The sequence below is a fragment of the Methylobacterium sp. PvP105 genome (assembly GCF_017876975.1).
In the GTDB taxonomy this organism is placed as follows: Bacteria; Pseudomonadota; Alphaproteobacteria; order Rhizobiales; family Beijerinckiaceae; genus Methylobacterium; species Methylobacterium radiotolerans.
Window position 1 is genome coordinate 1,222,731 of sequence record NZ_JAGIPA010000001.1, and the last position, 24,706, is coordinate 1,247,436.

Sequence of the window (24,706 nt, forward strand, 5' to 3'; positions counted from 1 at the left end):
CCGCCGTCGTCCGCGCGGCTTCAATGGCAGCCGGATGTCAGGAGGACTAGATTGCCAGGGGCAGGACAATCGCTCTACACATGCAGAAACTAGAATATTTGGAGGGGACGCCATGTCGACCCGGCGCCGGTTCCTGGCGGGTGCCCTCGCGCTCGGCCTGCCCTCCAGGGCCATGGCCCAAGCGATCCAGGGCGATGACGGCCTCTACCGGGAGCCCTGGTTCCTCGAAAGCTTCCTCGATCTCCCCGACGATCTGAAGTCCGCGCGGGAGCACGGCAAGCGCCTCGCCATCCTGTGGGAGCTGAAGGGCTGTCCCTTCTGCAAACAGATCCACCTCGTGAACTTCGCAGATCCGGCGACGAGCGCCTTCATCCGCGAGCGTTTCGAGATCCTGCAACTGAATTTCATCGGTTCGCGGGAGGTCACCGATTTCGACGGTCAGATCCTTCCCGAGAAGGCTTTCGCGGAGAAGTACGGCATCCGGTCCACGCCGACCATTCAGTTCTTTCCGGTGGAGGAGACGGCACTCGCGGGCAAGACGCCCCAGCAGCGCGAGGTCCTGCGAGTGCGGGGCTACGTGCCGCCGGAGGAGTTCCGCCGGACTTTCGCCTTCGTGGCCGAGCGTGCCGACGAGCGGACGACCCTGCAGGATTACCTCCGCTCGCCGGAGGCGGCGCAGCGGGGCTGACAGTCCCGCCGCGATAGTCAGCGGCCTCGCAATTCCAGCTTGACTTGAGAGCGATCCACGTCAAACTTGCAATAATTCGCATATGTCGATGGGTTTGCCCGCCGGCAGAGCGAGCGGTTCGAGACGACCGCACTCGCCGCAAAGACGGCGCACCGAGGAAACGCCAGATGCGCAGGCCGATCACAGCCTTTGCGCTCGCGGGACTTTGCGTCCTCGCGACCGCCGCCGGAGCCGAGACGGCTTCCACCGGGCTCGCCCCGTTCAAGATCGTCGCCATCGATGGCAGCGACTCAATCCCCGAGCCGCTCACCGACAAGCCGGGGGATGCGGCGGCCGGCGCGAAGGTCGTCGTGAACCGGCGCCAGGGCAATTGCCTCGGCTGCCATCAGGTCTCGTCGCTCAAGGGCGAATCTTTCCACGGCGAGGTCGGGCCCTCCCTCGATGGCGTCGCGGGCCGGTGGGACGCGGCCCACCTGCGGATGATCGTCGTCAACCCGAAGCACGTCTTCACCGAGGCGACCGTGATGCCGGCCTTCTACCGGATCGACGGCCTCAACCGCGTGCGCGCCGAATTCCAGGGCAAGCCGATCCTGACCGCGCAGCAGGTCGAGGACGTCGTCGCCTACCTCACGACCTTGAAGTGATCTCGCGGGCTGAAGGAGCCGCTTGCCATGACCTCTGCCAAGATCCCCGCAATGAGCCGCCGCCAAGCCCTGGCCTTCGGCACCGGCGCCATGGTGGCCACCGCCTTCGCTTTCCGCGCCGGCCCGGCCCTGGCGGCGAAGCCCGCGACCGATGAGGCCATCAAGGCCTTCACCCGCGGCAAGGAGCCGGTGAAGGGCAGGGTCAAGCTCGAACTCCCCGAGATCGCCGAGAACGGCAACACGGTGCCGATGACGGTGAGCGTCGACGGGCCGATGACGGCGGAAAGCTACGTCGAGGAGGTGATGATCGTCGCCGAGGGCAATCCGAACCCCGGCGTCATCAGCTTCCACTTCACGCCGTCGAGCGTCGCGGAGGCGAACACCCGGATCCGTCTCGCAGAGACCCAGAACGTCATCGCGGTCGCCCGCATGAACGACGGCTCGGTGTTCAGCGACGTCCGCCAGGTGAAGGTCACCATCGGCGGCTGCGGCGGCTAACCCATACGCGACAGCATCGAACGAGGACGGGAGGACCACATGGCCGACGTGAAGCCGCGGATCAAACTGGACAAGAAGGAGGTCGCCAAGGGCGGCATCATCGAGGTGAAGACGCTCGTCTCCCACACGATGGAGTCCGGCCAGCGCAAGGACAAGGACGGGAAGACGATCCCGCGCAAGATCCTGAACAAGTTCACCTGTGACCTGAACGGCAAGACGATCTTCAGCGCCGATATCGAGAGCGCAGTCTCCGCCAATCCCTACTTCCAGTTCAAGATCAAGCCCGAAGAATCCGGAGCGCTGACTTTTACCTGGGTCGATGACGACGGGTCGAAGATCCAGGCCACCGAGCAGATCAAGGTCGCCTGACGCGCGCCCGGGGCCGTTCGCCCCGGAGCGCCTCCCCCCGCCGCGCCGGAGCCCTCACCATGGTCCGCCCAACTCTCGCCTTTACAGCGCTCGCGCTCGTCGCGTTGGCCGTCGCGCCGCACGCGCAGGACATGCCGTCGGCGCCCGCCGCGAAGGAGCCGTCCGAGCGCCCGGCGTGGCAGGCGCACGGCATGAAGCCCCAGAACCCGAATTCTCCGTTCGAGGAAGTCGTCTCGGGCCTGTATTTCCGTTCCAAGGAAACGCAGGAGATGCAGGCCGACGACTTCAACAATCCGGGCTTCCTCGCCGTCGAGCAGGGCGAGGAACTCTGGTCGAAGGTCGATGGCACGGCCGGCAAGTCCTGCGCGAGCTGCCACAACGAGGCCTCGACCTCGATGAAGGGCGTCGCGGCTGCCTATCCGAAGTGGAACGAGAAGCTCGGGAAGCCAATCAATCTGGAGCAGCGGATCAACATCTGCCGCAGCGGCGCCCTGAAGGCCGAGCCTTTCGTCTTCGGCTCGCCCGAACTCACGGCCATGACCACCTACATCCGCAACCAGTCCCGGGGGATGCCGGTCGCCGTGAAGGTGGACGGGCCGATGACGCCCTGGTTCGAGCGCGGCAAATCGCTGTACTACCAGCGGAACGGCCAGCTCGATCTCGCCTGCGCGAGCTGCCACGAAAAGAACCACGGCAAGTATCTCCGGGCCGATTTCCTCAGCCAGGGGCAGAGCAACGGCTTCCCCGTCTACCGCCTACGTGACCAGCGGCTGGTGCCGCTGCACGAGCGCATGGAGGGCTGCATGCAGGACGTCCGGGCCACGCCGTTCAAGCCGCTCTCCGACGAGTTCCTCGCCCTGGAGACCTACGTCGCGTGGCGCGGCCTCGGCCTTCCGGTCGAGACGCCCGCCGTGCGCAACTGAGGGTCGGATCGTCCCATGACCTCACGCCGCGACTTCCTGCAGATCGCCGCCGCCACCGCGGCCCTGGTGCCGACGGGCTGGATCCGCGCCTTCGCCCAGCAGCGCCTGACCCAGTACGACCTCCTGGCCTTCGAGCCGATGGGCAACGTCACCCTGGTCCACCTGACCGACATCCACGCGCAGTTGCGGCCCGTGCTGTTCCGCGAGCCCTCGACCAATCTCGGGGTGGGCGAGGCGCGCGGTCAGGTCCCCCACGTCACCGGACGCGCCTACCTCGACCTCTACGGCATCCCCGGCGGCTCGCCGCTGGCCTATGCGCTGACGCCGGAGGACTACGTCGCGCTCGCCCGCAGCTACGGCCGGATGGGCGGCCTCGACCGGATCGCCACGGTGCTCGACGCGATCCGCGCCGAGCGCGGCGACAAGGTGCTGTTCCTCGACGGCGGCGACACTTGGCAGAACAGCTACACCTCGATGGTGAGCAAGGGCCAGGACATGGTCGACTGCATGGCGCTGCTGAAGCCCGACGCCATGACCGGCCACTGGGAGTTCACCCTCGGCACCGAGCGGGTGAAGGAGATCGTGGACGGGCTCGGCTGCCCGTTCCTCGGCCAGAACGTCCGCGACGCGGAGTGGAACGAGCCAGCCTTCGAGTCCACGAAGATGTTCGAGCGCGGCGGCGCGAAGGTCGCGGTGATCGGGCAGGCCTTCCCCTACACGCCCATCGCCAACCCGCGCTGGATGATCCCGAACTGGTCCTTCGGCATCCGCGAGGAGGATGTGCAGGCGAGCGTCGACAACGCCCGGAAAGAGGGCGCCGACCTCGTCGTGCTGCTCTCTCACAACGGGTTCGACGTCGACCGCAAGCTCGCCTCGCGGGTGAAGGGAATCGACGTCGTCCTGACCGGTCACACGCACGATGCGCTGCCGCAGGCGGTAAAGGTCGGCAACACCCTGCTCATCGCCTCGGGCAGCCACGGCAAGTTCCTCACCCGCGTCGACCTCGACGTGCGGGACGGCGCCGTGAAGGGCTACCGCTCGAAGCTCATCCCGATCTTCTCCGATGTCATCGCCCCGCAGAAGGCGATGGCGGCCAAGATCCAGGCGATCCGCGCGCCCCACGAGGCGATGCTGAGCCAGGAACTTGGGCGGACCGAGGCCCTGCTCTACCGGCGCGGCAACTTCAACGGCACCCTCGACGACCTGATCTGCGACGCGCTCCTGTCCGAGCGCGAGGCCGACATCGCCCTCTCGCCCGGCTTCCGCTGGGGCACGACCCTCCTGCCCGGGCAAGCGATCACCCACGAGGACGTCTACAACGCCACCGCCATCACCTACCCGGCGGCCTACCGGATGCCCATGACCGGCGCCCGGCTGAAGGAGGTGCTGGAGGACGTGGCCGACAACCTGTTCAACGCCGATCCCTACTACCAGCAGGGGGGCGACATGGTGCGGGTGGGGGGCGTGTCCTACGCCATCGATGTCGCCCGCCCGGCCGGAAGCCGCATCTCCGACCTGACCCTGCTGCGCACCGGCAAACCCATCGAGGCCGGCAGCAGCTACACCGTGGCGGGCTGGGCGAGCGTCAACGAGGGGACCGAGGGTCCGCCGATCTGGGACGTCGTCGCCTCGCACATCAAGGCCAAGAAGACGGTGAACCCGACGCCCGCGCAGGTCACCGTCCGTGGCGCCTAGTCGTCTTCAAGATATTCACACATTGCCATACTTGAAACAGTTCGGAGAGACCGATGTCTGAACCGAAGCCGCGCCCCGATCCGTCCGGGCCGACCTCCCGCCGATCCTTCCTGCGCACCGGCCTCGCCTTGGGCGGAGCGGTCGGCGCCGGGGTGGGAACCGGCGCTTTCGCGGGCCGTGCGGCCGCCGCCGCGCCGGAGGCCAAGAACCTGCCGCCGAACGTGCCGGAATGGTCGCAATCCCTCGGTGACGGTGTCGTGAGCCGGCCCTATGGCCGCCCCTCGAAGTTCGAGGCGGACGTGATCCGCCGCGACGTTGAATGGCTGACCGCCTCTCGCCAGAGCTCGGTGAGCTTCACGCCGCTGCACCAGCTTGAGGGGATCATCACCCCCAACGGTCTCGGCTTCGAGCGCCACCATGGCGGCATCGCCGAGATCGACCCGGCCGAGCACCGGTTGATGATCCACGGCCTCGTTGAGAAGCCGCTGATGCTGACGCTGGAGGACATCAAGCGCTTCCCCCGCGTCAACCGGATCGCCTTCCTCGAATGCGCGGCCAATTCCGGCATGGAGTGGAAGGGCGCGCAGCTCAACGGCTGCCAGTTCACCCACGGCATGATCCACTGCGTCATGTACACGGGCGTGCCGCTCAAGCGCCTCCTCGAAGAGGCGGGTCTCAAGACGAACGCCAAGTGGCTGCTGCCGGAGGGGGCGGACGCCGCGGCGATGACCCGCTCGGTGCCGATCGAGAAGGCGCTCGACGACGCCATCGTCGCCTACGCCATGAACGGCGAGGCGCTCTATCCCGAGCACGGCTACCCGCTGCGCCTCGTCCTGCCCGGCTGGCAGGGCAATATGTGGGTGAAGTGGCTGCGCCGGATCAAGGTCGGCGACGAGCCCTGGCACACCCGCGAGGAGACCTCGAAGTACACGGCCCTCATGCCGGACGGACAGGCGCGGCGCTTCACCTGGGCCATGGACGCGAAGTCCGTGATCACCAATCCAAGCCCGCAGGCGCCGATCCACGGCAAGGGCTTCACCGTGCTCTCGGGCCTCGCTTGGTCGGGACGCGGGGCGATCAAGGGCGTGGACGTCTCCCTCGATGGCGGCCGCAACTGGCGCGCCGCCCGCCTCGACGGTCCGGTCCTCGATAAGGCGCTGACGCGCTTTTATTACGAGTTCGACTGGAACGGTGAGCCGCTGCTGCTCCAGTCCCGCGCCAGGGACGAGACCGGCTATGTGCAGCCGACCAAGGCGGCTTTGCGCCAGCATCGCGGCCTGAACTCGATCTACCACAACAACGGCATTCAGACCTGGCACGTGCTGCCCAGCGGGGAGATCGAGAATGTCGAGGTCGCGTAACCTCATTCCGGCCGCGCTCGCAGCCGCCCTCCTGGCCGCGACGCCGGTGGCGGCCGAGCGCCTAAACATCGGCCGCGCGGCAACGCCCGAGGAAATCAAGGGCTGGGACATCGACGTGCGGCCGGACGGCCAGGGGCTTCCGGTCGGCAAGGGCACGGCGGCGCTGGGCGAGACCATCTTCCAGGAGCGCTGCGCCAGCTGCCACGGCGAGTTCGGCGAAGGCGCGGGCCGGTGGCCGGAACTCGCGGGCGGATCCGGGACCTTGAAGTCGGAAAACCCGGTCAAGACCATCGGGTCCTACTGGCCCTATGTCTCGACGGTCTTCGACTTCGTGCACCGGGCGATGCCGTTCGGCGCGGCCCAGACCCTGACGCCGGATGAGACCTACTCGGTCACGGCCTATCTCCTCTATCTCAACGACATCCTGAAGGATCAGGATTTCGAGGTGAACGAGAAGAACCTCGCCAGCATCCGCCTGCCGAACGAGAAGAACTTCTTCATGGACGACCGCCAGACGGCGGAGAAGGAGTTCTGGACGGCCAAGCCCTGCATGACGAACTGCCTGCCCAAAGAGGCGACGATTACGAGCCATGCGCGCATCCTCGACGTGACGCCCGACAAGGCCCCCGACTCCGCGAAGAAGGCGCCGCCAGTCCAATGACGACTGGCGCCGCCGTCCCCGGATCGCGCTGCGACAGGCGTCTCTTCATGGCGGGGCTCGCGGCGGGTCTCGCGGGCGCGTGGCCGACCGGCCGCGCGTCCGCCAACCCGGCGGCGGCGTTGACGGTCGGCGGCGCCTCCGTGGAGACGGCGAGCGACGGCACGCTGTCCTCCTCCCTCGCCTTCATGCTGCCCGATACGCCGCGCGACGAGATGCAGGCCGTCTTCAGGGCCGAGGGCCAGCGCGCGGAGGCCGCGCCGATCCCGACGAACGCGAGCCTCGTGCGGATCGGCTCTGAGATCATCCTGATCGATGCCGGCTCGGGCAACTCCTTCCAGCCGACGGCGGGCAAGCTCGGAGAGACATTGGAGAGCCGGAACATTTCGCGCGAGGCGATCACCCAGGTCGTGTTCACGCACGCCCATCCCGATCATCTCTGGGGCGCGATCGACGATTTCGACGACAGCGAACGGTTTCCCAATGCCCGCTACGTGGTGCCGGCGGCGGAATGGGATTTTTGGACCCGCGACGACGTCGAGACCCTGGTGCCCGACTGGCTGAAGGGTCTCTCCGTGGGCTCGCGACGGACCCTGCGCCGCCTTGAGGCGAAGGTGGAGCGCCGCAGGCCCGGCGAGAGCATCGCCCCCGGCCTCACTTACGTCGCGACGCCGGGGCATACACCCGGCCACGCCTCCGTACTCGTCGAAGCGGGACGGGATCAGGTACTGATCGGCGGAGATGCCCTGAGCCATGCAGTTCTGTCGTTCCGGCGTCCCGCCTGGGCGTTCGGAAGCGATCTCGACCGCGACCTCGCTTCCTGCACCCGCCTGACCCTGCTGGACCGGTTGGCGAACGAGCGGATGACGCTCGTTGGCTTTCATCTCCCGGGCTCGGGCGTCGGACATGTCGAGCGTGCCGGCGACAGCTATCGATTCTTGCAGACCTGACGAGACGGCTCCAAGAGGAGCGCGCGTCTCGGATCAGGATCGTTCGACAACGGAGGGGACGAGATGATGCTGTCGCGCAGGGGCGTGTCCGGATTGGCCGCACTGCTGGCTGGGCTCGGAGCGAGCAGGGCCACGGCGGCTCCGGCAACCGGCCCGAAGACCCACCGGGTCGCGATGCAGGTCAGTTCCCGCGAGGGCGGCGTGTTCGATCTCGCCCTCAACAATGCGGTCAACCTCGCGCGCGAATACAGCGAGCAGGCCGAGGAACTGGAAGTCGAGATCGTCGCCTATGGCCCAGGCCTGCACATGCTGCGGGCCGACACATCGCCCGTCACGGCGAGGATCCATTCCATCAGCGAGAGCGTGCCGGGGATCGTCCTCTCGGCCTGCGGCAACACCGTCAAGGCCATGGAGAAGGCCGAGGGGCATTCGCTGGAATTGCTGCCCCACGTCGGCATCGTTCCGGCGGGGGCGGTCCGTCTCGTGACCCTTCAGGAAGCAGGATGGAGCTACCTGCGCGTTTAACTGGGTCCGGTGGGGCGACGAACTCGTCTCAGCGGATGACGAGCGCCTCGATCCAGCGGGCGCCTGGAACAATGTCCGCACGGGCAGCCTGATCGAACGGGGGCACGGAGGGATCCTGAGGCGGGGCCGCGATGTCGTTGAGATCCACCGCCATCGGCCTTCCAACCAGCCCGTCCTCCGTTTTCTGAAGAGCGTAGTAGAGGCCGTTGCTCAACTTGGCTCCGTAGTCGGCCGGCGCCTTGTAGAGGAAGAGCAGGGCGTGCTCCAGCCACGCATAATCGCCCGGCCGGACCGTTCCCGGGTTCGCGTAGGGATAGGGAACGTGGCACTGGACCTCGGGCCCCTCGACGCATTTGAACTCGCGCATCGACAGGAAGAAGTCCTTGAACTTCGTCCGGTCGAGGGTGACGACGAACCGCGTGGCGTCCGGCCCTGGGGTGAACGTCACGGTGCCGATTGGAATGGACGTACCGTCGCGAGTGCGTAGCTCAAGCTGCTTCGTGCCGACCAATTCCCAAGCCTGCGCCGGACCTGCAATCCCGAGAAGGATGGCAGCGTAGAGCAGGCAGGTTCGAAGACGGTAGGGTCGCATGGGGCGGGCTTTGGAGGCAGACGCTATCGAGGTCACAGGCGGGTCGTCAGGTTGGTGAGCCAAGCCGGCGAAGCGTTGACCAGGACGGTCTCCGCGGCCTTGTCGTAGCCCGTGGCGATCATCAGGCCGGTGGCCACGAGGATGGCGCCCAGGGCGACCTTCAGCCCTTTGCCGAGCCCCATCATCCGGTCGCGCCAGCGTATCAGCACCTCGCGGGACAGCGTGCCGAGGAGCAGGAGTGGCAGGGCGGCGCCGAGGCCGAACAGAAGCATCGTCGTTGCCACCGAACCCAGGTCTCGCCCCTGCGAGGCGAGGAGGGACGCGGCCCCGAGGGTCGGCCCGACGCAGGGGCTCCAGACCGCGCCGAGCAGCAGCCCGACGCCGAACTGTCCCAGAAGCCCGGTGGTCGAGAAGCCACCGAACCGGCTCTCGGTCCAGTTGCTCACCGGGCCGGCGGCCACAGCAAGCCGGGTCTGGGCGGCCGGAACCATCAGGACGAGCCCGATCAGGACCAGCATGATGGCCGCCACGGTGCGGAAGACATCGGCGTCGAGGCCGAGGGCGAACCCTACGGTCGCTACGAACAGCCCGATGGCCACGAAGGACACCGCGAGGCCGGCGGCCAGGGCAGCGGGGCCGAGCCTGTGTTCCGATGCCGCCGCGCCCAGGACCAGCGGCAGCAAGGGCAACACGCAGGGCGACATCACCGAGAGGATGCCGGCGAGGAACGCGAGGCCGAACGTCGTGGCCATGGCCGACCTACAAAGCCTTCTCGACAGCGCCCTCGATCCACTCCGGCTGGGTGTCGCCGACCGAGCGCCCCGTCTCCTTCTCACCCTTGAAGGTGATCAGGGTGCTCTGCGTCGTCACACCGAACCGCTTCAGCACGTCTTTGCGGCTGTCGAAATCGACGTCGAACACCTGCAGGTCCTTGAACCGGGGTTGGGCTTCCAGCTTAGCGAGGATCGGCTTCTGCGACGCGCAGACGGTGCACCAGGGCGCGGTGACATGGACGAGGATCGGCTTGCCCGCCTTCTGGGCCGCCTCAAAGGCTTCAGGGGTGAAGACGGCCTCGGCGGCATTCGCAGCGGTACCGAACAGCAGGGGAGCGGCGGCCAGGGCGCCGAGCAGGAAGCGACGGGTGGTCATGGGCTGTCTGGGTCCTTGTGATGGGTCGAGGCTTACGGGCGGCTCAATTGGTTGCCTGGGTGACGGCGCGGTCTACGTTCACGCGCTCGGCCCAGTCCTTGGCCTCGGACTGACCCTTGAGGTCGATCAGCCGGGCACCGCTGACGTCGACGTTCTTAAAGTCTGCTCCTGTGACCGTCGCGCCGGTCAGGTTGGCCCCGGACAGGTCCGAGCCCATCAACACCACGTCGGTGAGGTTGGCATCCTTCAAGTTGGCGTATTCGAGCCGCGACCGGCCGAGGTTGGCACCCTTCAGGTTGGCGCCGGAGAGGTTCACCGACACGAACACGGCCCGCATCAGGCCCATGGACTGGTTCTTGATGTCGGCGCCCCCCCTGAGGTCGACCAGCGTGGCGCCGCTCATGTTGGCGCCCTTGAAGTCGCCAATGGGCATGGACCGGCTGAGGTCCGCGCCGCTGAGGTTGGCGTCGCGGGCGGTGATGCCGAACATTTTCGTGTCCACGAGCTTGGCGCCGGACAGGTCGGCCTTCAGCAGCCATGCCTGTTCGAGGTTCGCGCCGCTGAGGTCGGCGCCGCGCAAATTGACCTTGTTCAGGCGGGCGGTCCGCAGGTTTGCGCCCCGGAGGTACAGCCCGGAGAGGTCGAGGCCAGACAGGGACTTGTCGTGCAGGTCGACCGGCTTGCCGTCCGCGGCCTTGATCAGCGCCTCGACGTCGGCGCGGCTCATCTCGGCCTTGATCATGGCGGGCGAGGACATGTCGGCCCCGAGCAGGAGGTCCTGTTCGGCCGCGGCGGGGCCGGCGGCGAGTACGGCGAGCATGAAGCTCAGGGCGAGGCGGTGCATCGGTTCACTCCCGGTGGGCGCCGCGCATGGCGGATGCCCTTATCGTGTTCTTTGTGATGCGATGCTATGCCGGGCCGCTGCACCCGGTCGGTGACCCAGGTCACACAAGTCCGGCGCGGCGGGAGAAAAACGCAACGCGAGCCGGACGATCAGCCCGTCGTCATGGCCGGGGGGACTACGCCGCCATGACGGATGCCCAGAAGGTCGAGCGATGGATCGACCGGTTTCCGCTCCTGCAGGCGCTCAGCCCAGCGCACCTCCAGATCGCCCGGGGAACTGTGCATTTTCCGGTACTGGACGCGGGCGCCATCGCCTACGAACTCGATGGCGAGTGCGCCAACTACCTGATGTGTCTGGAGGGCCGTACGCGCATCTTCCGGATGTCTGAAGGCGGGCGCGAGGTGCTGATCTACAAAGTCGGGCCGGGCGGCACCTGCGCCCTGACCACACAGTGCCTCCTCTCCGGCGGCAACTTTCCGGCGCAAAGCATCGCCGAGGAGCGGACCGAACTGGCGGCTCTGCCGGTGAGCACGTTCCAACACCTGATGGGCGAGAGCGCCGCGTTCCGCAGCTTCGTCATGGATGACTATACGCGGTTGATGTCCGGCCTATTCACGCTGATCGACGAGGTCGCGTTTGCCCCGCTCAAGCAGCGCCTCGCGCAACGGCTTCTGGCCGAGGCGGACCCGCGTGGGGTGGCCTCGGTAACCCATCAGAAGCTCGCGGATGACATCGGCAGCGTGCGCGAGGTCGTGAGCCGCATCCTGGGGCAATGGGCCGAGGCCGGCCTGATCGAGGTCCGGCGCGGCGCGGTCGAGATCGTCGACCGCCCAAACTTGGAGGCCGCCGGTCGCAAGTGACCTGCGGCCTGTCGGCTTGCCAGTCCCGATCAGGCTGGCTCGACGGTGCCGCCGGCCTTCGCCATCGCGGGGAAGCCGCCCGCGACATGGGCGACCGGTCCGAGGCCCATGTCGTTCAGGGTCTTGGCTGCCAGGGCCGAACGGTTGCCGGAGCCGCAGTAGAGCACCAGGCACTTGCCTTCGCCGAGCTCGGCCCGGTGGGTCGGGCTCGCGGGGTCGGCCTGGAACTCCAGGAAGCCGCGGGGCACGTGGACGGCGCCGGCGATCCTGCCGGTCTTGGCCAACTCCTCGCCCTCGCGCACGTCGACGAGCACCGAGCCCGGCTGGCCCAGGCGCGCCAGCGCCTCCGCGGCCGACAGGGTCTCCACCTCCCGGTTGGCCTGCGCCACCAGGTCCTTCGCGCTGATCGTGGTCATGGTCACCTCCGTCAATCGCCCCACGCCGCACCGTCGAGGGAGTCGAGCGGGATCTTCAGGTAGCGGCGGCCGTTCGCCTCGGGCTCGGGCAGGCGCCCGCCGCGGATGTTCACCTGCAGGGAGTGCAGGATGAGCTTCGGCATCGGCAGTTCGCGGTCCCGGGCCTCGCGCATCGCCACGAACGCCTCCTCGGTCGGTGTCTCGACGAGGTGCGGGTTCTCGCTCCGCTGCCGGGCGACCGTGCTCTCCCAGGCCGCCGCCCGGCCGCCCGGGCGGTAGTCGTGCCCGGTGAACAGCCGCGTGTCGTCCGGCAGGGCCATGATGCGCCGGATGCTGCGCCACAGCGCGTGCGCGTTGCCGCCGGGGAAGTCGGCCCGCGCCGAGCCGCTGTCGGGCATGAACAGGGTGTCGTGGATGAAGGCGGCGTCGCCGATCCGATAGGCGATGGAGGCCAGGGTGTGGCCCGGCGTGAACATCACCTCGACTTCGAGGTCGCCGATCCGGAAGCGCTCGCCGTCGGCGAAGAGCCGGGACCACTGCGAACCGTCCGTCCGGAACGTGTCCGGCAGGTTGTACAGCCCCTTCCAGAGCCGCTGCACGTCGATGACCTTCTCGCCGATGGCGGTCGGGACGCCCGTCCGGTCGTGGAGGTAACCTGCCGCCGAGAAGTGGTCGGCGTGCGGGTGCGTGTCGAGGATCCACTCCAACTCGTAGCCCTCCCGCTCGATATGGGCGAGCAGGGCATCGGCGGAGCGGGTCGCGGTCGCGCCGGACTTCGGGTCGAAGTCGAGGACCGGGTCGATGATCGCGCAGCGCTTCGTCGCGGGGTCCGCGACGACGTACTGGATGCTCCCGGTCGGCTCGTCGTGGAAGCCGGTCACGATGGGATGCCCGCGCAGGGCTCCGGCGGTCTGGTTCGACATGGATCTCCTCCTGTCCGGGATCAGGCGCTCAGGCCGAGGAGCGGCAGGGCCCCGCGGGCGACGACGTACAGGCCGACCAGGATGACGAGGCCGGCGAAGGTGACGGTCAGGGCGCGCTTGCGCCCGGCGAGGCGCTGGCCGAGCCTCGATCCGACGAGGCCCCCGAGCACGCCCCCCAGGATGAACAGCCCGGCGAGCGGCCAGTCGATCAGGCCGGAGGCGGCGTAGCTCGCTGCGGTCGCCGCCCCGAAGGCGCTGACCGCGACCAGCGAGGTGCCGATGGCCATGGGCAGCGGCATCGCCGTCGCCAGCATCAGGCCCGGCACGATCAGGAATCCCCCGCCGATGCCGAAGAAGCCGGAGAACAGGCCGACCGCGAGGCCGATGCCGAGGAGCCAAGGCAGGAGCACCGGCGCGCTGGCCTTGGTCAGGCGCACGTCCGGGTCGCCCTCGCCGCGTCGCTTGCGCAGCATCAGGCCCCCGACCACGAGCATGACGACCCCGAACAGGGCGAGCAGGCTCTTCCCGTCGACCGCCTTGGCGGCCGCCGAGCCGACGAGCGCGCCAAGGACCCCGGCGAGCGAGAACGCCGCCGCGCAACGCCACTTCACGTTCCCGGCTCGCCATTGCGGGACCAGGTTGCCCGCCGCGCTGACCGAGACCGCCAGGGCGCTGGTCCCGATGGCGACGTGGGGCGAGGACACGCCGACCACGTAGGTCAGCAGTGGGACCGCGAGGATCGAGCCGCCCCCGCCGACGAGGCCGAGGATCACGCCCACGACCCCGCCCGAGCCGGCGGCGAGGCCGGATGTGAGGGGGCCGGGCATCATGCGTCGGCTCCCAGCGCGGCGGTCGGCTTCAGGCGCGCCGCCGGCACCAGGCGGAACAGCAGCATGCCGGCGACCATCGCCGCCACGAAGGTCACGGCCTCGGCCGGGGCCACCGTCAGGATGGTGAGGGCGGGCCCGGGGCAGAGGCCGGCCAAGCCCCATCCGAGGCCGAAGATCGCGGCCCCGGCGAACAGGCGTCCGTCGAGGTCGCGCCGGGTCGGGACGTCGAGCCTGGGCGCGAGCAAAGGCCGTCCGCGCCGCCTCGCCAAGCGGTAGCCGGCGGCCGAGATTGCGACGGCGCCCGCCATGACGAGGGCGAGGCTCGGGTCCCAGCGTCCGGTCACGTCGAGGAAGGCGAGGACCTTGGCCGGGTCGGCCATGCCCGAGACGAGGAGGCCGAGGCCGAACAGGAGGCCGACGGCGAAGGCGGAGGCGGTCTTGGCCATGGCTCAGGCTCCGACGAGATGGCGCATGACGAGGACGGTCAGGACGGCGACGGTCATGAAGATGCCGGTCGCGGCCAGCGAGCGGGGCGAGCCGCGGCCGATGCCGCAGACTCCGTGGCCGCTGGTGCAGCCTGAGCCGAGGCGCGCGCCGAACCCGACCAGCAGGCCCGCGAGGATCAGCAGCGGGAATGACGCCTCGACCGTCACCGGCGGAAGGCTGCCCCCCAGGCCGGCATAGGCGAGTGGTGCGAGGACGAGGCCTGCCACGAAGGCCGCCCGCCAAGCGGTCTCACCCGAGGGCGGGGCCAGGATGCCGCCGAGGATGCCGCTGATGCCGGCGATGCGTCCGTTGAGGATGAGCAGCAGCGAGGCGGACCCGCCGATCATCGCTCCGCCGAGAATTGCGCTGACGGGGGTGAAGCCTTCCATCTCAATCTGTCCCAAAGTGCGGTCCGGGAAGCGCCCGGTCCGGCCGCGGGGACTACTGCCCCACGCAAAACATTAGATGACACTCAATTAGCATCTTCTAATGTAATGACAAGCGGAAAGATGGTCCGGCGGACAAGCGCCCTAGAGTCAGGTGCGGCGGCACACGATCAGGTCTTCGCGGTCGATTGCCGAAGCGGTGTAAGGCCTCAGGGGTGGATGTATGCGAACCCCATGGCCTGCAGGCGCGCCAGTTCGGCGACGCCGCTCGGCACGAGGTCGTCCTCGCCGACGCCGTACAGGGTGGTGCGGTCTATCTTCCGCTCGCGCAGGGTGTTGGCGCAGACCAGGAACCGCACACCCATCCCCTTGAGGGCGTCGATGCGGCCGGCGAGTTCTTTGTCGTTCGCGGCCGACTGGAAGAGGCCGACGCCGTAACCGAGGCTCACCACGCGGATCTCGACATGCGCCTTGCCCACGGCCTCGACGTGGTTGCGCAGGTTGGCGAGCAGGCGCTTGAAGTAGGCTGCTTCGTCCGGACCGCTTCCGCCATTGTGGTAGACCACCTTCTGGTCGGCGTAGTAGCCGGCCGGCGCCTCCGAGCCGGCACGAACCGTTCCGATGCCCATCGTCGCGAGGACGACCGCCAGCGCCAGGCTCCTAAAGACCGTCGTCATCCGCCACTCCGTCGTCCGTCAGGGGTTCGGGCGCCTCCGAGGCGCCGCGGGATAGGTCGTCGAGGCGCGCACGGTCGAGGCTGCCGGTCGTCTCCGGCGCGGCCGGCCGCGCGGCCTGGGCGGTGCCGTGCGACCCAAGCACGACGACCTTCGTGCCCGTAGGTACGCGGCGGTGCAGGTCGATGACGTCCTGGTTGAGCATGCGGATGCACCCCGAGGACACCGCCTCGCCGATGCTCCAGGGCTCGGTGGTGCCGTGGATGCGGTAGAGCGTATCCTTGCCGTCCTTGAACAGGTAGAGCGCGCGGGCCCCGAGGGGATTGCGTGCGCCACCTGGCATCCCGCCGGCCCAGCGCCCGTTCCGCTCCGGGTCACGCCTGAGCATGTCGGGGGTCGGCGTCCAGCGCGGCCAGGACGCCTTGCGGGCGACAGTCGCCTCCCCGGTGAACTCGAAGCCGGCCTTGCCCACGCCGACCCCGTAGCGCATGGCCTTGCCGCCCTCCATGACGAGGTAGAGGAAGCGCCGGTAGGGGTCGACCACGAGCGTGCCCGGTGGCTGCTTGGTCGGATAGTCGACAACCTGGCGGACGTTGCGGGCCTTCAGGTCGCGTGGCTCGACCGCATCGACCGGGAACGGCTCGTCGGTGATGGCCGCGTAGCGACGAACGGCATCGGCCGGAAGGCGCGCCCCCGCCCCGGCGACCGGGCCGGGGGCGCCCATCGAGGCCGAGCAGGCTCCGACCCCCGCGGCGAGCGCGAGGAGCGCCGTTAGGCGCATCACCCGCCGCATCACGAGCGGCCCTTGGCGCGTGCCTGGGCCACCGCCTGCTTGAAGCCGTCGTAGTCGAGGGCGGCCGCGACCTTGAGCGGGCCGATCAGGAAGACCGGCGTCCCCTGCAGGCCGAGGGCGTCCGCCTGGTCGAGGTTGCGCTGGAGCAGGGCGGCGATCTCGCCCTGGTGGGACGTCCGATCCGCCTCCAGGCGGGCCATGTCGACGCCCGAGGCGGAGACCGCCTCCAGCATCCGCTCCTTCGGGATCTTACGGCCGGGGATGCCCATCAGCGCGCGATGCACGTCGTCGTAGCGGCCCTGGTACCGCGCCGCGAGGGCGAGCTGGGCGCCGTAGACGGAGGCGTCGCCGAGAATCGGCCAATCCTTGTGGACGAGGCGGATGCGCCCGTCCGACTTCACCAGCCGGAGAAGGTCGGGCTCAGCCTTCTTGCAGAAGGGGCAGTTGTAATCGAGGAAGGCGACGATGGTCAGGTCGCCCTTCGGGTTGCCCGAGACCGGCGCCTCCGGGTCATTGAGGATGGCGTTCTGGTCGATGCCCTGGGCGAAGGCCTCTTCCGTGTGCGGCGATAGCAGGGCGGGCGCGAGGGCGATGGCGGGGATTAGGGCGAGCAGGGTCCGGCGGTGCATGACGGTCTCCGTGGGTATGGGTGGCTCGGAAGAGGCAGTTCAGGCTCCGACGAGGGCGAGGCGGCGCTTCAGGTCCTCGACCGTGAGTTCGCCCTCGGTGCGGGCCTCCCGGACCTCGCCGCCGTCGGGACGCATCAGGATGAGGGTCGGCGGACCGACCACCTCGAAGCGACGCATCAGGGCGCGGGTGGCGTCGTCGTCACGGGTGACGTCGGCCCGGATGACCGAGACGGCCTTGAGCCTCTCCCGGATGCCGGCGTCCGCCAGGACCGTCCGCTCGTTCGTCTTGCAGACGGTGCACCAGTCGGCGGCGAACTCGACAAGCACCGGCTTGCCCTCAGCTCGGGCCGCCAGGAGGGCCGCCTCGAAGGCGGTGAGCGTGGAGACCGTCCGCGCCTCGGCGATGTGGCCCGGATGCGACGGGGCGAGGCCGGCAAGCGGCCGCAGCGGGTCGTCCGCGCCCGTGGCAGCCCCGAGGAGGAGGAGGCCGCCATAGGCGACGGCGACCAAGCCCGCCGCGCGACCGGCGGGTGACGGGCGACCGTTCGTGGTCAGCACCGCGAGCGCCATGCCGGTGCCGATGGCGAGCGCCGCCCAAATCAGGAGGGACAACACGTCCGGCAGCAAGCGTGTCACGAGCGAGGCCGCAAGAGCCAGGAACACGAGGCCGAATGCTTGCTTCGCCCGCACCAGCCAGGGGCCGGACCGGGGCAGGATGCCGGCGCCGAACGCGCCGACGAGCACCAGCGGCGCACCCATCCCGAGGCCGAGGGCGAAGAGGGCCAGCGCCCCGCGCAGGACATCCCCCGTTTGGGCGACGTAGAGCAGGGCGGCAGCAAGGGGTGGCGTCACGCAGGGACCGACGACGAGGGCCGAGCTGAAGCCGAGGAACGCGGCCCCGGCGACCGACCCACCTTCCGCCGCCGGGGCGCCGAAGCGGTCCCGCCACCAGCGCGGCGCCTGCAGGTCGAACAGGCCGAACATCGACAGTGCCAGCGCGACGAAGGCGGTGGCCATCAGGCCGAGGGCGAGAGGGGTCTGGAGGGCGACCTGCAGGTTGCGGCCGAGCCACGCCGCCGCGACGCCGAAGCTGGCATAGGCCGCCGCCATGGCGAGGACGTAGCTTCCGGACAGCGCCAGGCCCCGCCCCGGCGTGAGGCCCTGGCCCGAGCGGACGATCATGCCCGACAGAATCGGCACCATCGGCAGCACGCAGGGGGTGAACGCCAGCAGGAGGCCGAGCCCGAACATGCCCGCCAGGACGCCGACGAGGTTGCCGACGAGGAGGGCGGCCGGCCCGGCGGGGAAGACGTCCTGGCGGGAGGCGGCGGCGACCGTCGCGTCTGCCGGCTCGGCGGCGGGGGCGGCTCCGCCGGCCGGTGATGCGCCGGCGTTCGCCAGGGAGGCCAGGTCCAGCCGCTTCGTGACCGGCGGGTAGCAGATGCCCCGCTCGGCGCAGCCCTGGTAGATGACCCGGATCTCCCGCAGGCTGGCCAGCGCCGCGCCGGGCACGATGGCCTCCACGGAGTCGTGGTAGACCTCCGTCGGCCCGAAGTTCAGGTCGTCCTTTGTCTCGGCGGTCGGCGTGGTGACGGGAAGCTCCGCGCCGGCACCGGCCTCGGCGCGGATCCTGTCGCGATAGAGATAGGTGCCGGGCGCGATGGTCCAGCGGAGGTGGAGCGAGAGGTGCGCGTCCCGTGTCGCGACGAGAGTGAAGGGCGACTGCCGCCCGGCGAGGTCCTGCGACCATACCGGCAACCAGGGCGATGCGCCCGCCCAGACAAGGGCGGCGAGGAAGAGGTGGGCTAATACGTTCGGCATGGGCGGGGTCCGGATCGGCCCGCCGCAGGTCGGAAACGCAGCTTAAGCCAGGCTTAAGCCGGGCCCGGAGGATGCGGGACGGTCAGGGGAGACACGCATGCGCATCCTCGTCGTCGAGGACGATCCCATCCTCTCGGACGGGCTCAGGGCGGGGCTCGGCCTCGGCGGGGCGACGGTCGATTGCGTCGGGACCTGCGTTGACGCCGAGGCGGCGCTGGCCACGAGCGCGTTCTCTGCCATCGTGCTCGACCTGATGCTGCCCGATGGCTCCGGCCTCGACGTGCTGCGCGGCCTGCGCGGCCGGAAGGACCGCACGCCCGTCGTCCTGCTCACCGCTCGCGACGCGGTGGCCGACCGGATCGCCGGGCTCGACGGCGGCGCCGACGACTATCTCGGCAAGCCCTTCGACCTCGACGAACTCTCGGCCCGCATCCGCGCCGTCGTCCGCCGGGCCTCGGGGCGGGCCGCCGCCGTCCTGGAGCACGGGGGCATCCGGCTCGATCCCGGCAGCCTCGCCGTGACGGTCGACGGCGTGCCGGTCGGCCTGTCCCGGCGCGAGGTCATGGTGCTGGCGGCGCTGATGGAACGCCCGGACGTGCTCCGCTCCAAGGCCGAGTTGGAGGAACGCCTCTACGGCTGGCAGGAGGAGGTCGAGAGCAATGCCGTCGAGGTCCACGTGCACAACCTGCGCGCCAAGATCGGCAAGCATGCCATCGAGACGGTGCGCGGCCTCGGCTACCGGATGAGGGCGTCGGCATGACATCCCTGCGCGTCAGGCTCTTCGCGATCCTGCTCCTCGCGACCGGGCTGATCTGGCTCAGTGCGGTCGCCTGGATCTACCTCGGCTCCAAGCGCGAGGTGGAGCAGGTCCTCGACACCCGACTGCAGGAGGCCGCGCGTATGGTCGGCTCCCTGGTGGGCGCGGTCGGCGGCACGACTTCCGACGGAACACCATCCACCTTCCCGGGGCCGACGGCCTACGAGCGGCAGCTGTCCTGCCAGATCTGGTCGCTCGACGGGCGCATGGTGGCGCGGTCGAGCGGAGCCCCGGAGCGGCGCCTGACCGACGCGCCGGCCGGCTTCTCCGAGCGCGAGGTCGACGGCGAGACGTGGCGGGTCTTCACGGTCGAGGACGCCGAGAAGGGCGTGCGGGTCATGGTCGGAGACCGCCTGGGCCTGCGTGAGCGCCTCGTGACCGATCTCATCATGGGCCTCGTCACCCCTGCGCTCCTCGTCGTCCCGTTCCTCGGCATGCTGATCTGGGCGAGCCTCGGGCGGGGCCTGCGCCCCTTGCGCTTGATGGCCCGGGACCTCGCGGGCCGTGACGCCGACGACATGAGCGCCATCGACGCCGGGCGGACCCCCGCCGAGGTCCGGCCGTTGGCCGACGCCCTCAACGGGCTGTTCCTCAAGGTCGAGGCTGCGCGCCGGCACGAACGAGAGGTGACGGCCTTCGCGGCGCACGAGCTGCGCACGCCATTGGCCGGGCTGAAGACCCAGGCCCAGGTCGCCATGGCCACCACCGACCCGGACGTTGCCAAGGCGGCGCTGCGCCAGATCCTGGCGGCCGTGGACCGTACCACCCGCCTCGTCCGGCAACTGCTCGACGCGGCCCGGCTCGACGCCGCCGGGGAGTCGCCGACCCTGGCGGAGGTCGACGTAGGGGCGCTGGTCGCCGAGACCGTGGATGGCATGCGGATGCCCGCGGGGGTCCGAACCCTGATCGACCCAGGGCTGCGCGGCTACACCCTGCGGGCCGATGCCGAGAGCCTGCGCCTGGCGGTCCGCAACCTGCACGAGAACGCCGTGCACCACATGGACGCTGGCACGGTGGAATGGCTGGCCCGTCCCGATGGGGAGGGCATGCTCGTGCGCGACGAGGGGCCGGGGATCCCCGCCGAGGAACTGCCGCACGTCACGACGCGCTTCTTCCGCGGCCGCCACAAGAGCGCCACCGGGAGCGGGCTTGGGCTCGCCATCGCCGAGATGGCGTCCCGCAGGAGCGGTCTGAGCCTGCGGCTGCGCAACCGGCCGGATCGCCCGGGGCTTGAGGTGGAGATCCTTCGCGCCTGATGCGGTCAGCCGAGTTCCGGGCAGAAGATGTCCTTGAGCGTCGCCAGCACCCGGGCGGCGCGGGGGTCCTCGAGCCGGTAGTGGAGCGTCTGGCTCTCGCGGCGGTACGCGACCAGCCCGTCTTCGCGCAGCTTGGCGAGATGCTGCGAGAGCGCCGACTGACTGAGCTCGACCGCCTCGGCGAGGCTCGTCACGTCCATCTCGCCGCGGGCGACAAGCAGGCAAAGAATGAGCAGGCGCTTCTCGTTGGCGAGGAGCCGAAGCAGGCGCGCCGCGTCGCTGGCCTTGTCCTGGAGCCGCATCAGGTCGTTCGGCGTGACGGCGTCCATTCGCGGTGCTCCTGAATCAGACATTCGAGATTATTTAGAGACTCCTAATATAGCGTGTCTAGTCCGTCTGGCCATAACGGTACATACCGGCAAGGTCACCGGTTCGGGCCAGGAACTCTCGTTCCAATGAAGTGCACCACCCGCGCGGAAGGCGCCCATCATCACCGAAGCAGACCGGTACCTTTCGGTTTAGCTGGGTCGAGAGAAGGCCGTCCGCTTTTTAAGCGCCCCCACTTGGAAGCAACCATTCCGCTTTCGGCCAGACTGAGTCCTGCCGGATCTCGATCGCGCGCAGAACCGGACATTCGGCTTGGCGCCCACCCCAGTCATTCAGGCGGCCTCGCCCGCTCCCCAATAACGGACATTCACCGTCACTGCTGCGGCGGCCCATTTGCATAAGGGCAGGTTACGACGCGACGCGGCGTCCCGTGGGCTCTGGAGTCCCAGTGTGGATCCTGAGAAAGGAACGCGGCGCGGAACCGCTCCATGGTCATCCGGTCGTACGGGAAGGCCGCCGTCGCCCCGGGCGCGCCGTCGCCGGCCTCCCGCTGCGTCGCGCTGAACTGCACCGTCTCGCCGGCCACCGTTCCAACCGTTTCCCGCCCTCCACCGATCCGCGGTCCCATGATGCCGCCGTCGGGGGATGAGCGCAGAACGCGGCGTCAGGACGTTCGTTGCTCGGTCACGCGCGTTCGATGCCCGGACCGGAGCCCGAGGACCTGGTGCAGGATGCGGCCCAACTGCTCGGCCGAGTACGGCTTGTGCAATAGCTCGAACCCGTGCGTGCCCTCCTGGGCGAGCACGTGGCTGTAGCCCGAGGCCAGCACCACCGGCAGGCCGGGCAGCCGACGCTGCAGCTCCTTGGCAAGGGCCATGCCGCCCATGCCGGGCATGACCACGTCCGAGAACACCAGGTCGAACCCGTTGCCGGTCCGCCCGAGCCGATCCAGCGCCTCCTCGGCGTTGGCCGCCCAGGTCGTGCTGTAGCCAAGGTCCTCCAGGATCTGGGTGGCGAACTGGCCGACCCCGACGTTGTCCTCCACCACCAGGACGCACTGCCCAGCGCCGAGGGGAGCCATTCCGTCGTCCGGGCGCGAGGCATTCGCCGGCCGCTCCTCCGGCGTGACCTCCGGAAGGTAGAGCGTGAACGTCGCGCCTTCTCCGACCGTGCTGCGCACGTCGACGTCGCCGCCGGACTGCTTGGCGAAGCCGAACACCTGGGACAGACCGAGGCCAGTGCCCTTGCCGACCTCCTTGGTCGTGAAGAACGGCTCGAAGATCTGACCGAGCCGCTCCGGTGGGATTCCCAGGCCCGTATCGGTCAGCGATACGGCCGCGAACGCTTGGTCCGAGCCGGCGTGACCGCGGATGGCGGGCAGGGCCGCGCCGCGCACGAGGCGCAGGGTCAGCGTACCCTCACCGTCCATGGCGTCCCTGGCATTGACGGCCATGTTCACCAACGCGGTCTCGAACTGGCTCAGGTCGGCCCTGATGAAGCAGGGCTCGTCCGGCACCTCGGTGAGGACGCGAACCCTGGCGCCGGTGACCGTATCGAGCATGTCGGCGATGCCGCGCACCCGCTGGCCCACGTCGAACACCTCGGGCTTGAGCGCCTGCCGCCGCGCGAAGGCCAGGAGCTGGCCGGTCAGCTTGGCGGCCCGTTCGACGGTTTCGGAGACCGCGTCGAGGTAGCGGCCCTTGCGTTCCTCCGGTAGGTCGGGCCTTCGAAGGAAGTCCACCGAGGAACGGATGATGGTCAGCAGGTTGTTGAAGTCGTGCGCCACGCCCCCGGTCAACTGCCCGACCGCCTCCAGCTTCTGGGACTGGCGCAGCGCCTCCTGCGCCTGCGCGAGCTCGGCCTGGTCGCGCAACCTCTCTGTGACGTCCGTCACGAACTGGTAGCAGCCGATGCGCTCGCCCCGTTCGTTGCGCAGGGTCCGGAAGCTGATCTCGTAGTACGGACGGACACGGTCGGGATCGCCGTAATCCTCGATGATCGTGACCTCCTCCCCGGCCAGGCCACGGCCCCAACCGGCACGGACCTGGGCCTGGTGCTCTGGCTGGTCGGCGAGCAGGTCGAGCATGTTGTCGCCGACCCTGGGCCGGACGCCGTAGATGCGCTCGAACTCGTCCGCGTTGGCCTTGTTGATGGCCAGGATGGTGTAGTCGAGGTCCGCCGCCATCACCATCACGTCGGTGCGCTCGACGATGGTGGCGAGGAGGTCGCGCTCAGCCGTGCGCTCGGAGACCTGTTGCTCAAGCCTGGCGTTCAGGACGCGCAGCGCCTCCTCCATGCGCTTGCGTTCGGAGATGTCGGTGAAGAAGACGGCGACCCGGTGGGCCGCGGGGTCGCCCACGCGCAGCGCGCGCACGTCGAACCAACGCCCGAACACCTCGGCCCAGCTCTCAAGGTGCGCGGGCTGGCCGGTCAGCGCGACGCGTCCGTATGTCTCCAGCCATTGGGGCTCAAGGTTCGGTGCGAACTCGCTGACCCAGCGCCCGGTCACGTTCGCGCCGGTCTGCCGCTCGAAGGCCGGATTGGCCTCGGTGATGCGATAGTCGACGGCCCGGTTCGTCTCGTCGAACTTCATCGCGATGATGCAGAACCCGACGTCGATGGTCTCGAACAGGGTGCGGTAACGGCTTTCGCTCTCGGCGAGTGCGGCCCGCGAGCGCACCTCCTCGGTGACCTCGTAACCGCCCACGAAGATGCCGGTGACCGTCCCCGCTTCATCGCGGATGGGCTGGTATAGGAAGTCGAGGTACCGGTCGTCATCCTCGACGAAGCGGATCGGGACGGTCCGAGCCGCGAAGGCCTCGCCGGTCGCATAGACCCGGTCGAGCAGCTCGAAGAAGCCTTGGTCGCGCAACTCCGGGAACACATCCTGGACTGGTCGACCGATGTAGTCCCGCTGGCCTGCGACGGCGATGTAGGCGTCGTTGACGTACTCGAAGACATGCTTCCGGCCGCCCAGGACGGCGACGAACCCGGGCATCTGCTGGAGCAACGCCTGCTGCCGCTGCCGCTCGGACGCGGCCTCGCGCTCGGTCAGGACCTGCCGGGTCGTCTCCGTGCAGGCGCAGAACAGGCCGACGGTCCGGCCATCGTCCCCAGGCACCGGCGTGTAGGAGAAGGAGAAGTGGGCCTCCTCCGGGTAACCGTTCCGGTGCAGCGTGAGTTGCAGGTCGTCCATGTGCACGGGCTCGCCCGCGAACACGCGGTCCATCAGCGCGCCGACTTCGTCGCGGACCTCCGGCCAGGTCTCGAAGAACGGGCGGCCCAGGGCCGCGGGATGCCGTGCGCCCAGCATGGGCGCGTAGGAGTCGTTGTAGACCAGCGTGCGGTCGGACCCCCAGGCGATGAACATCGGCTGGCGCGAGTTGAGCATGACACGCATCAGGGTCACGAGCGATTGCGGCCAGTGCCGCGGCGGCCCGAGCGAGGTGGTCGCCCAGTCGTGGCCGCCCATCAGCGCGCCCATGGAGCCGCCTGCCGCGAACAGCGAAGCCCTCGTGGTCATCGGTTCAGGCTCGGTCCCGGCGTCGTGACGGCCGAACCGTCGAGCCGGGCTGCCCGGGTGCCTCCGCAC

Annotated in this window: 28 protein-coding genes; 13 read left to right on the forward strand and 15 right to left on the reverse strand. The window is 69.2% G+C overall.

Annotated elements, in window-relative coordinates; all coding sequences use genetic code 11:
- Nucleotides 1–112: 112 nt before the first annotated feature.
- From J3A75_RS05805 to J3A75_RS05850, 10 genes are all read left to right on the forward strand, one after another.
- The gene (locus J3A75_RS05805; RefSeq protein WP_059407841.1) at nt 113–688 is read left to right on the forward strand and encodes a thioredoxin family protein; all 576 of its coding nucleotides are present in this window, start codon (nt 113–115) and stop codon (nt 686–688) included.
- Between the two features lie 167 nt (nt 689–855).
- The gene (gene soxX / locus J3A75_RS05810) at nt 856–1,332 is read left to right on the forward strand and encodes a sulfur oxidation c-type cytochrome SoxX (RefSeq protein ID WP_059407839.1); all 477 of its coding nucleotides are present in this window, start codon (nt 856–858) and stop codon (nt 1,330–1,332) included.
- Nucleotides 1,333–1,359: 27 nt separating this feature from the next.
- Nucleotides 1,360–1,830 carry a thiosulfate oxidation carrier protein SoxY gene (gene soxY / locus J3A75_RS05815; RefSeq protein ID WP_059407837.1) on the forward strand — a complete coding sequence of 157 codons (471 nt, stop codon included), beginning with the start codon at nt 1,360–1,362 and terminating at the stop codon, nt 1,828–1,830.
- A gap of 39 nt (nt 1,831–1,869) precedes the next feature.
- A complete protein-coding gene (gene soxZ / locus J3A75_RS05820) occupies nt 1,870–2,199 on the forward strand; it encodes a thiosulfate oxidation carrier complex protein SoxZ (protein ID WP_010682137.1) in 330 nt (109 codons plus the stop codon).
- Between the two features lie 59 nt (nt 2,200–2,258).
- Complete coding sequence (gene soxA, locus J3A75_RS05825; protein ID WP_059407835.1) at nt 2,259–3,122, forward strand: sulfur oxidation c-type cytochrome SoxA; 864 nt, start codon at nt 2,259–2,261, stop codon at nt 3,120–3,122.
- A 15-nt stretch (nt 3,123–3,137) separates the two neighbouring features.
- Complete coding sequence (gene soxB, locus J3A75_RS05830) at nt 3,138–4,817, forward strand: thiosulfohydrolase SoxB (RefSeq protein WP_059407833.1); 1,680 nt, start codon at nt 3,138–3,140, stop codon at nt 4,815–4,817.
- Nucleotides 4,818–4,870: 53 nt separating this feature from the next.
- Nucleotides 4,871–6,178: a sulfite dehydrogenase gene (soxC, locus tag J3A75_RS05835; protein ID WP_059407832.1), complete on the forward strand. Its 1,308-nt coding sequence runs from the start codon at nt 4,871–4,873 to the stop codon at nt 6,176–6,178.
- Nucleotides 6,162–6,839, forward strand: coding sequence for a c-type cytochrome (locus J3A75_RS05840; protein ID WP_059407830.1), 678 nt, complete (start codon nt 6,162–6,164; stop codon nt 6,837–6,839). The genes soxC and J3A75_RS05840 overlap by 17 nt, the downstream gene beginning before the upstream one ends.
- Before the next feature lie 47 nt (nt 6,840–6,886).
- Nucleotides 6,887–7,786: an MBL fold metallo-hydrolase gene (locus J3A75_RS05845; RefSeq protein ID WP_244612612.1), complete on the forward strand. Its 900-nt coding sequence runs from the start codon at nt 6,887–6,889 to the stop codon at nt 7,784–7,786.
- A 63-nt stretch (nt 7,787–7,849) separates the two neighbouring features.
- A complete protein-coding gene (locus tag J3A75_RS05850; protein WP_059407826.1) occupies nt 7,850–8,311 on the forward strand; it encodes a DsrE family protein in 462 nt (153 codons plus the stop codon).
- 28 nt (nt 8,312–8,339) lie between these two features.
- Here the strand turns inward: J3A75_RS05850 and J3A75_RS05855 are convergent, their stop codons facing one another.
- From J3A75_RS05855 to J3A75_RS05870, 4 genes are all read right to left on the reverse strand, one after another.
- On the reverse strand, nt 8,340–8,759 hold the full coding sequence (locus J3A75_RS05855) for a hypothetical protein (protein WP_244507391.1): 420 nt from the start codon (nt 8,757–8,759) through the stop codon (nt 8,340–8,342).
- A gap of 176 nt (nt 8,760–8,935) precedes the next feature.
- Nucleotides 8,936–9,655 (reverse strand): cytochrome c biogenesis CcdA family protein, encoded by a 720-nt coding sequence (locus J3A75_RS05860; RefSeq protein WP_059407818.1) that lies wholly within the window; start codon nt 9,653–9,655, stop codon nt 8,936–8,938.
- Nucleotides 9,656–9,662: 7 nt separating this feature from the next.
- Complete coding sequence (locus J3A75_RS05865) at nt 9,663–10,052, reverse strand: thioredoxin family protein (RefSeq protein WP_059407815.1); 390 nt, start codon at nt 10,050–10,052, stop codon at nt 9,663–9,665.
- A gap of 43 nt (nt 10,053–10,095) precedes the next feature.
- Entirely contained in the window at nt 10,096–10,896 is an 801-nt protein-coding gene (locus J3A75_RS05870) for a pentapeptide repeat-containing protein (RefSeq protein WP_059407813.1), read from the reverse strand.
- Nucleotides 10,897–11,081: 185 nt separating this feature from the next.
- Here J3A75_RS05870 and J3A75_RS05875 point away from each other — a divergent pair, with 185 nt between their 5' ends.
- Nucleotides 11,082–11,756, forward strand: a complete 675-nt coding sequence (locus J3A75_RS05875) for a Crp/Fnr family transcriptional regulator (protein ID WP_059407811.1) — start codon at nt 11,082–11,084, stop codon at nt 11,754–11,756.
- Nucleotides 11,757–11,785: 29 nt separating this feature from the next.
- Here J3A75_RS05875 and J3A75_RS05880 read toward each other — a convergent pair whose 3' ends face one another.
- From J3A75_RS05880 to dsbD, 9 genes are all read right to left on the reverse strand, one after another.
- The gene (locus tag J3A75_RS05880) at nt 11,786–12,172 is read right to left on the reverse strand and encodes a rhodanese-like domain-containing protein (protein WP_059407809.1); all 387 of its coding nucleotides are present in this window, start codon (nt 12,170–12,172) and stop codon (nt 11,786–11,788) included.
- Nucleotides 12,173–12,183: 11 nt separating this feature from the next.
- Nucleotides 12,184–13,095 (reverse strand): MBL fold metallo-hydrolase, encoded by a 912-nt coding sequence (locus J3A75_RS05885; protein WP_059407807.1) that lies wholly within the window; start codon nt 13,093–13,095, stop codon nt 12,184–12,186.
- A 20-nt stretch (nt 13,096–13,115) separates the two neighbouring features.
- Nucleotides 13,116–13,925: a sulfite exporter TauE/SafE family protein gene (locus J3A75_RS05890; RefSeq protein WP_185156781.1), complete on the reverse strand. Its 810-nt coding sequence runs from the start codon at nt 13,923–13,925 to the stop codon at nt 13,116–13,118.
- A complete protein-coding gene (locus J3A75_RS05895; RefSeq protein WP_059407805.1) occupies nt 13,922–14,371 on the reverse strand; it encodes a DUF6691 family protein in 450 nt (149 codons plus the stop codon). The genes J3A75_RS05890 and J3A75_RS05895 overlap by 4 nt, the downstream gene beginning before the upstream one ends.
- 3 nt (nt 14,372–14,374) lie before the next feature.
- Nucleotides 14,375–14,800: a YeeE/YedE family protein gene (locus J3A75_RS05900; protein ID WP_059407803.1), complete on the reverse strand. Its 426-nt coding sequence runs from the start codon at nt 14,798–14,800 to the stop codon at nt 14,375–14,377.
- Nucleotides 14,801–15,006: 206 nt separating this feature from the next.
- A complete protein-coding gene (locus tag J3A75_RS05905) occupies nt 15,007–15,474 on the reverse strand; it encodes a DsrE family protein (RefSeq protein ID WP_059407801.1) in 468 nt (155 codons plus the stop codon).
- Nucleotides 15,458–16,264, reverse strand: a complete 807-nt coding sequence (locus tag J3A75_RS05910; RefSeq protein ID WP_059407799.1) for a L,D-transpeptidase — start codon at nt 16,262–16,264, stop codon at nt 15,458–15,460. Before J3A75_RS05910 ends, J3A75_RS05905 begins: the two co-directional genes overlap by 17 nt.
- Nucleotides 16,264–16,893 carry a DsbA family protein gene (locus J3A75_RS05915; protein ID WP_059407797.1) on the reverse strand — a complete coding sequence of 210 codons (630 nt, stop codon included), beginning with the start codon at nt 16,891–16,893 and terminating at the stop codon, nt 16,264–16,266. Before J3A75_RS05915 ends, J3A75_RS05910 begins: the two co-directional genes overlap by 1 nt.
- A gap of 39 nt (nt 16,894–16,932) precedes the next feature.
- Entirely contained in the window at nt 16,933–18,714 is a 1,782-nt protein-coding gene (gene dsbD, locus J3A75_RS05920; RefSeq protein ID WP_059407795.1) for a protein-disulfide reductase DsbD, read from the reverse strand.
- Between the two features lie 97 nt (nt 18,715–18,811).
- On the opposite strand from dsbD, the gene J3A75_RS05925 reads away from it, so the two are divergent.
- Both J3A75_RS05925 and J3A75_RS05930 read left to right on the forward strand, forming a co-directional pair.
- A complete protein-coding gene (locus tag J3A75_RS05925; protein ID WP_059407793.1) occupies nt 18,812–19,474 on the forward strand; it encodes a response regulator in 663 nt (220 codons plus the stop codon).
- Entirely contained in the window at nt 19,471–20,787 is a 1,317-nt protein-coding gene (locus J3A75_RS05930; protein WP_059407792.1) for an ATP-binding protein, read from the forward strand. The genes J3A75_RS05925 and J3A75_RS05930 overlap by 4 nt, the downstream gene beginning before the upstream one ends.
- A 5-nt stretch (nt 20,788–20,792) precedes the next feature.
- Here J3A75_RS05930 and J3A75_RS05935 read toward each other — a convergent pair whose 3' ends face one another.
- Both J3A75_RS05935 and J3A75_RS05940 read right to left on the reverse strand, forming a co-directional pair.
- Nucleotides 20,793–21,116, reverse strand: a complete 324-nt coding sequence (locus J3A75_RS05935; RefSeq protein WP_059407790.1) for an ArsR/SmtB family transcription factor — start codon at nt 21,114–21,116, stop codon at nt 20,793–20,795.
- Between the two features lie 662 nt (nt 21,117–21,778).
- Nucleotides 21,779–24,637 carry a PAS domain-containing protein gene (locus J3A75_RS05940; protein WP_059407786.1) on the reverse strand — a complete coding sequence of 953 codons (2,859 nt, stop codon included), beginning with the start codon at nt 24,635–24,637 and terminating at the stop codon, nt 21,779–21,781.
- Nucleotides 24,638–24,706 lie beyond the last annotated feature (69 nt).

What these genes read in the sequence shown, in the direction of transcription:
- J3A75_RS05805 (WP_059407841.1), top strand. Translation starts at nt 113, where the DNA reads ATGTCGACCCGGCGCCGGTTCCTGGCGGGTGCCCTCGCGCTCGGCCTG.
- soxX (WP_059407839.1), top strand. Translation starts at nt 856, where the DNA reads ATGCGCAGGCCGATCACAGCCTTTGCGCTCGCGGGACTTTGCGTCCTC.
- soxY (WP_059407837.1), top strand. Translation starts at nt 1,360, where the DNA reads ATGACCTCTGCCAAGATCCCCGCAATGAGCCGCCGCCAAGCCCTGGCC.
- soxZ (WP_010682137.1), top strand. Translation starts at nt 1,870, where the DNA reads ATGGCCGACGTGAAGCCGCGGATCAAACTGGACAAGAAGGAGGTCGCC.
- soxA (WP_059407835.1), top strand. Translation starts at nt 2,259, where the DNA reads ATGGTCCGCCCAACTCTCGCCTTTACAGCGCTCGCGCTCGTCGCGTTG.
- soxB (WP_059407833.1), top strand. Translation starts at nt 3,138, where the DNA reads ATGACCTCACGCCGCGACTTCCTGCAGATCGCCGCCGCCACCGCGGCC.
- soxC (WP_059407832.1), top strand. Translation starts at nt 4,871, where the DNA reads ATGTCTGAACCGAAGCCGCGCCCCGATCCGTCCGGGCCGACCTCCCGC.
- J3A75_RS05840 (WP_059407830.1), top strand. Translation starts at nt 6,162, where the DNA reads ATGTCGAGGTCGCGTAACCTCATTCCGGCCGCGCTCGCAGCCGCCCTC.
- J3A75_RS05845 (WP_244612612.1), top strand. Translation starts at nt 6,887, where the DNA reads ATGGCGGGGCTCGCGGCGGGTCTCGCGGGCGCGTGGCCGACCGGCCGC.
- J3A75_RS05850 (WP_059407826.1), top strand. Translation starts at nt 7,850, where the DNA reads ATGATGCTGTCGCGCAGGGGCGTGTCCGGATTGGCCGCACTGCTGGCT.
- J3A75_RS05860 (WP_059407818.1), bottom strand. Translation starts at nt 9,655, where the DNA reads ATGGCCACGACGTTCGGCCTCGCGTTCCTCGCCGGCATCCTCTCGGTG.
- J3A75_RS05865 (WP_059407815.1), bottom strand. Translation starts at nt 10,052, where the DNA reads ATGACCACCCGTCGCTTCCTGCTCGGCGCCCTGGCCGCCGCTCCCCTG.
- J3A75_RS05870 (WP_059407813.1), bottom strand. Translation starts at nt 10,896, where the DNA reads ATGCACCGCCTCGCCCTGAGCTTCATGCTCGCCGTACTCGCCGCCGGC.
- J3A75_RS05875 (WP_059407811.1), top strand. Translation starts at nt 11,082, where the DNA reads ATGACGGATGCCCAGAAGGTCGAGCGATGGATCGACCGGTTTCCGCTC.
- J3A75_RS05880 (WP_059407809.1), bottom strand. Translation starts at nt 12,172, where the DNA reads ATGACCACGATCAGCGCGAAGGACCTGGTGGCGCAGGCCAACCGGGAG.
- J3A75_RS05885 (WP_059407807.1), bottom strand. Translation starts at nt 13,095, where the DNA reads ATGTCGAACCAGACCGCCGGAGCCCTGCGCGGGCATCCCATCGTGACC.
- J3A75_RS05890 (WP_185156781.1), bottom strand. Translation starts at nt 13,925, where the DNA reads ATGATGCCCGGCCCCCTCACATCCGGCCTCGCCGCCGGCTCGGGCGGG.
- J3A75_RS05895 (WP_059407805.1), bottom strand. Translation starts at nt 14,371, where the DNA reads ATGGCCAAGACCGCCTCCGCCTTCGCCGTCGGCCTCCTGTTCGGCCTC.
- J3A75_RS05900 (WP_059407803.1), bottom strand. Translation starts at nt 14,800, where the DNA reads ATGGAAGGCTTCACCCCCGTCAGCGCAATTCTCGGCGGAGCGATGATC.
- J3A75_RS05905 (WP_059407801.1), bottom strand. Translation starts at nt 15,474, where the DNA reads ATGACGACGGTCTTTAGGAGCCTGGCGCTGGCGGTCGTCCTCGCGACG.
- J3A75_RS05910 (WP_059407799.1), bottom strand. Translation starts at nt 16,264, where the DNA reads ATGCGGCGGGTGATGCGCCTAACGGCGCTCCTCGCGCTCGCCGCGGGG.
- J3A75_RS05915 (WP_059407797.1), bottom strand. Translation starts at nt 16,893, where the DNA reads ATGCACCGCCGGACCCTGCTCGCCCTAATCCCCGCCATCGCCCTCGCG.
- dsbD (WP_059407795.1), bottom strand. Translation starts at nt 18,714, where the DNA reads ATGCCGAACGTATTAGCCCACCTCTTCCTCGCCGCCCTTGTCTGGGCG.
- J3A75_RS05925 (WP_059407793.1), top strand. Translation starts at nt 18,812, where the DNA reads ATGCGCATCCTCGTCGTCGAGGACGATCCCATCCTCTCGGACGGGCTC.
- J3A75_RS05930 (WP_059407792.1), top strand. Translation starts at nt 19,471, where the DNA reads ATGACATCCCTGCGCGTCAGGCTCTTCGCGATCCTGCTCCTCGCGACC.
- J3A75_RS05935 (WP_059407790.1), bottom strand. Translation starts at nt 21,116, where the DNA reads ATGGACGCCGTCACGCCGAACGACCTGATGCGGCTCCAGGACAAGGCC.
- J3A75_RS05940 (WP_059407786.1), bottom strand. Translation starts at nt 24,637, where the DNA reads ATGACCACGAGGGCTTCGCTGTTCGCGGCAGGCGGCTCCATGGGCGCG.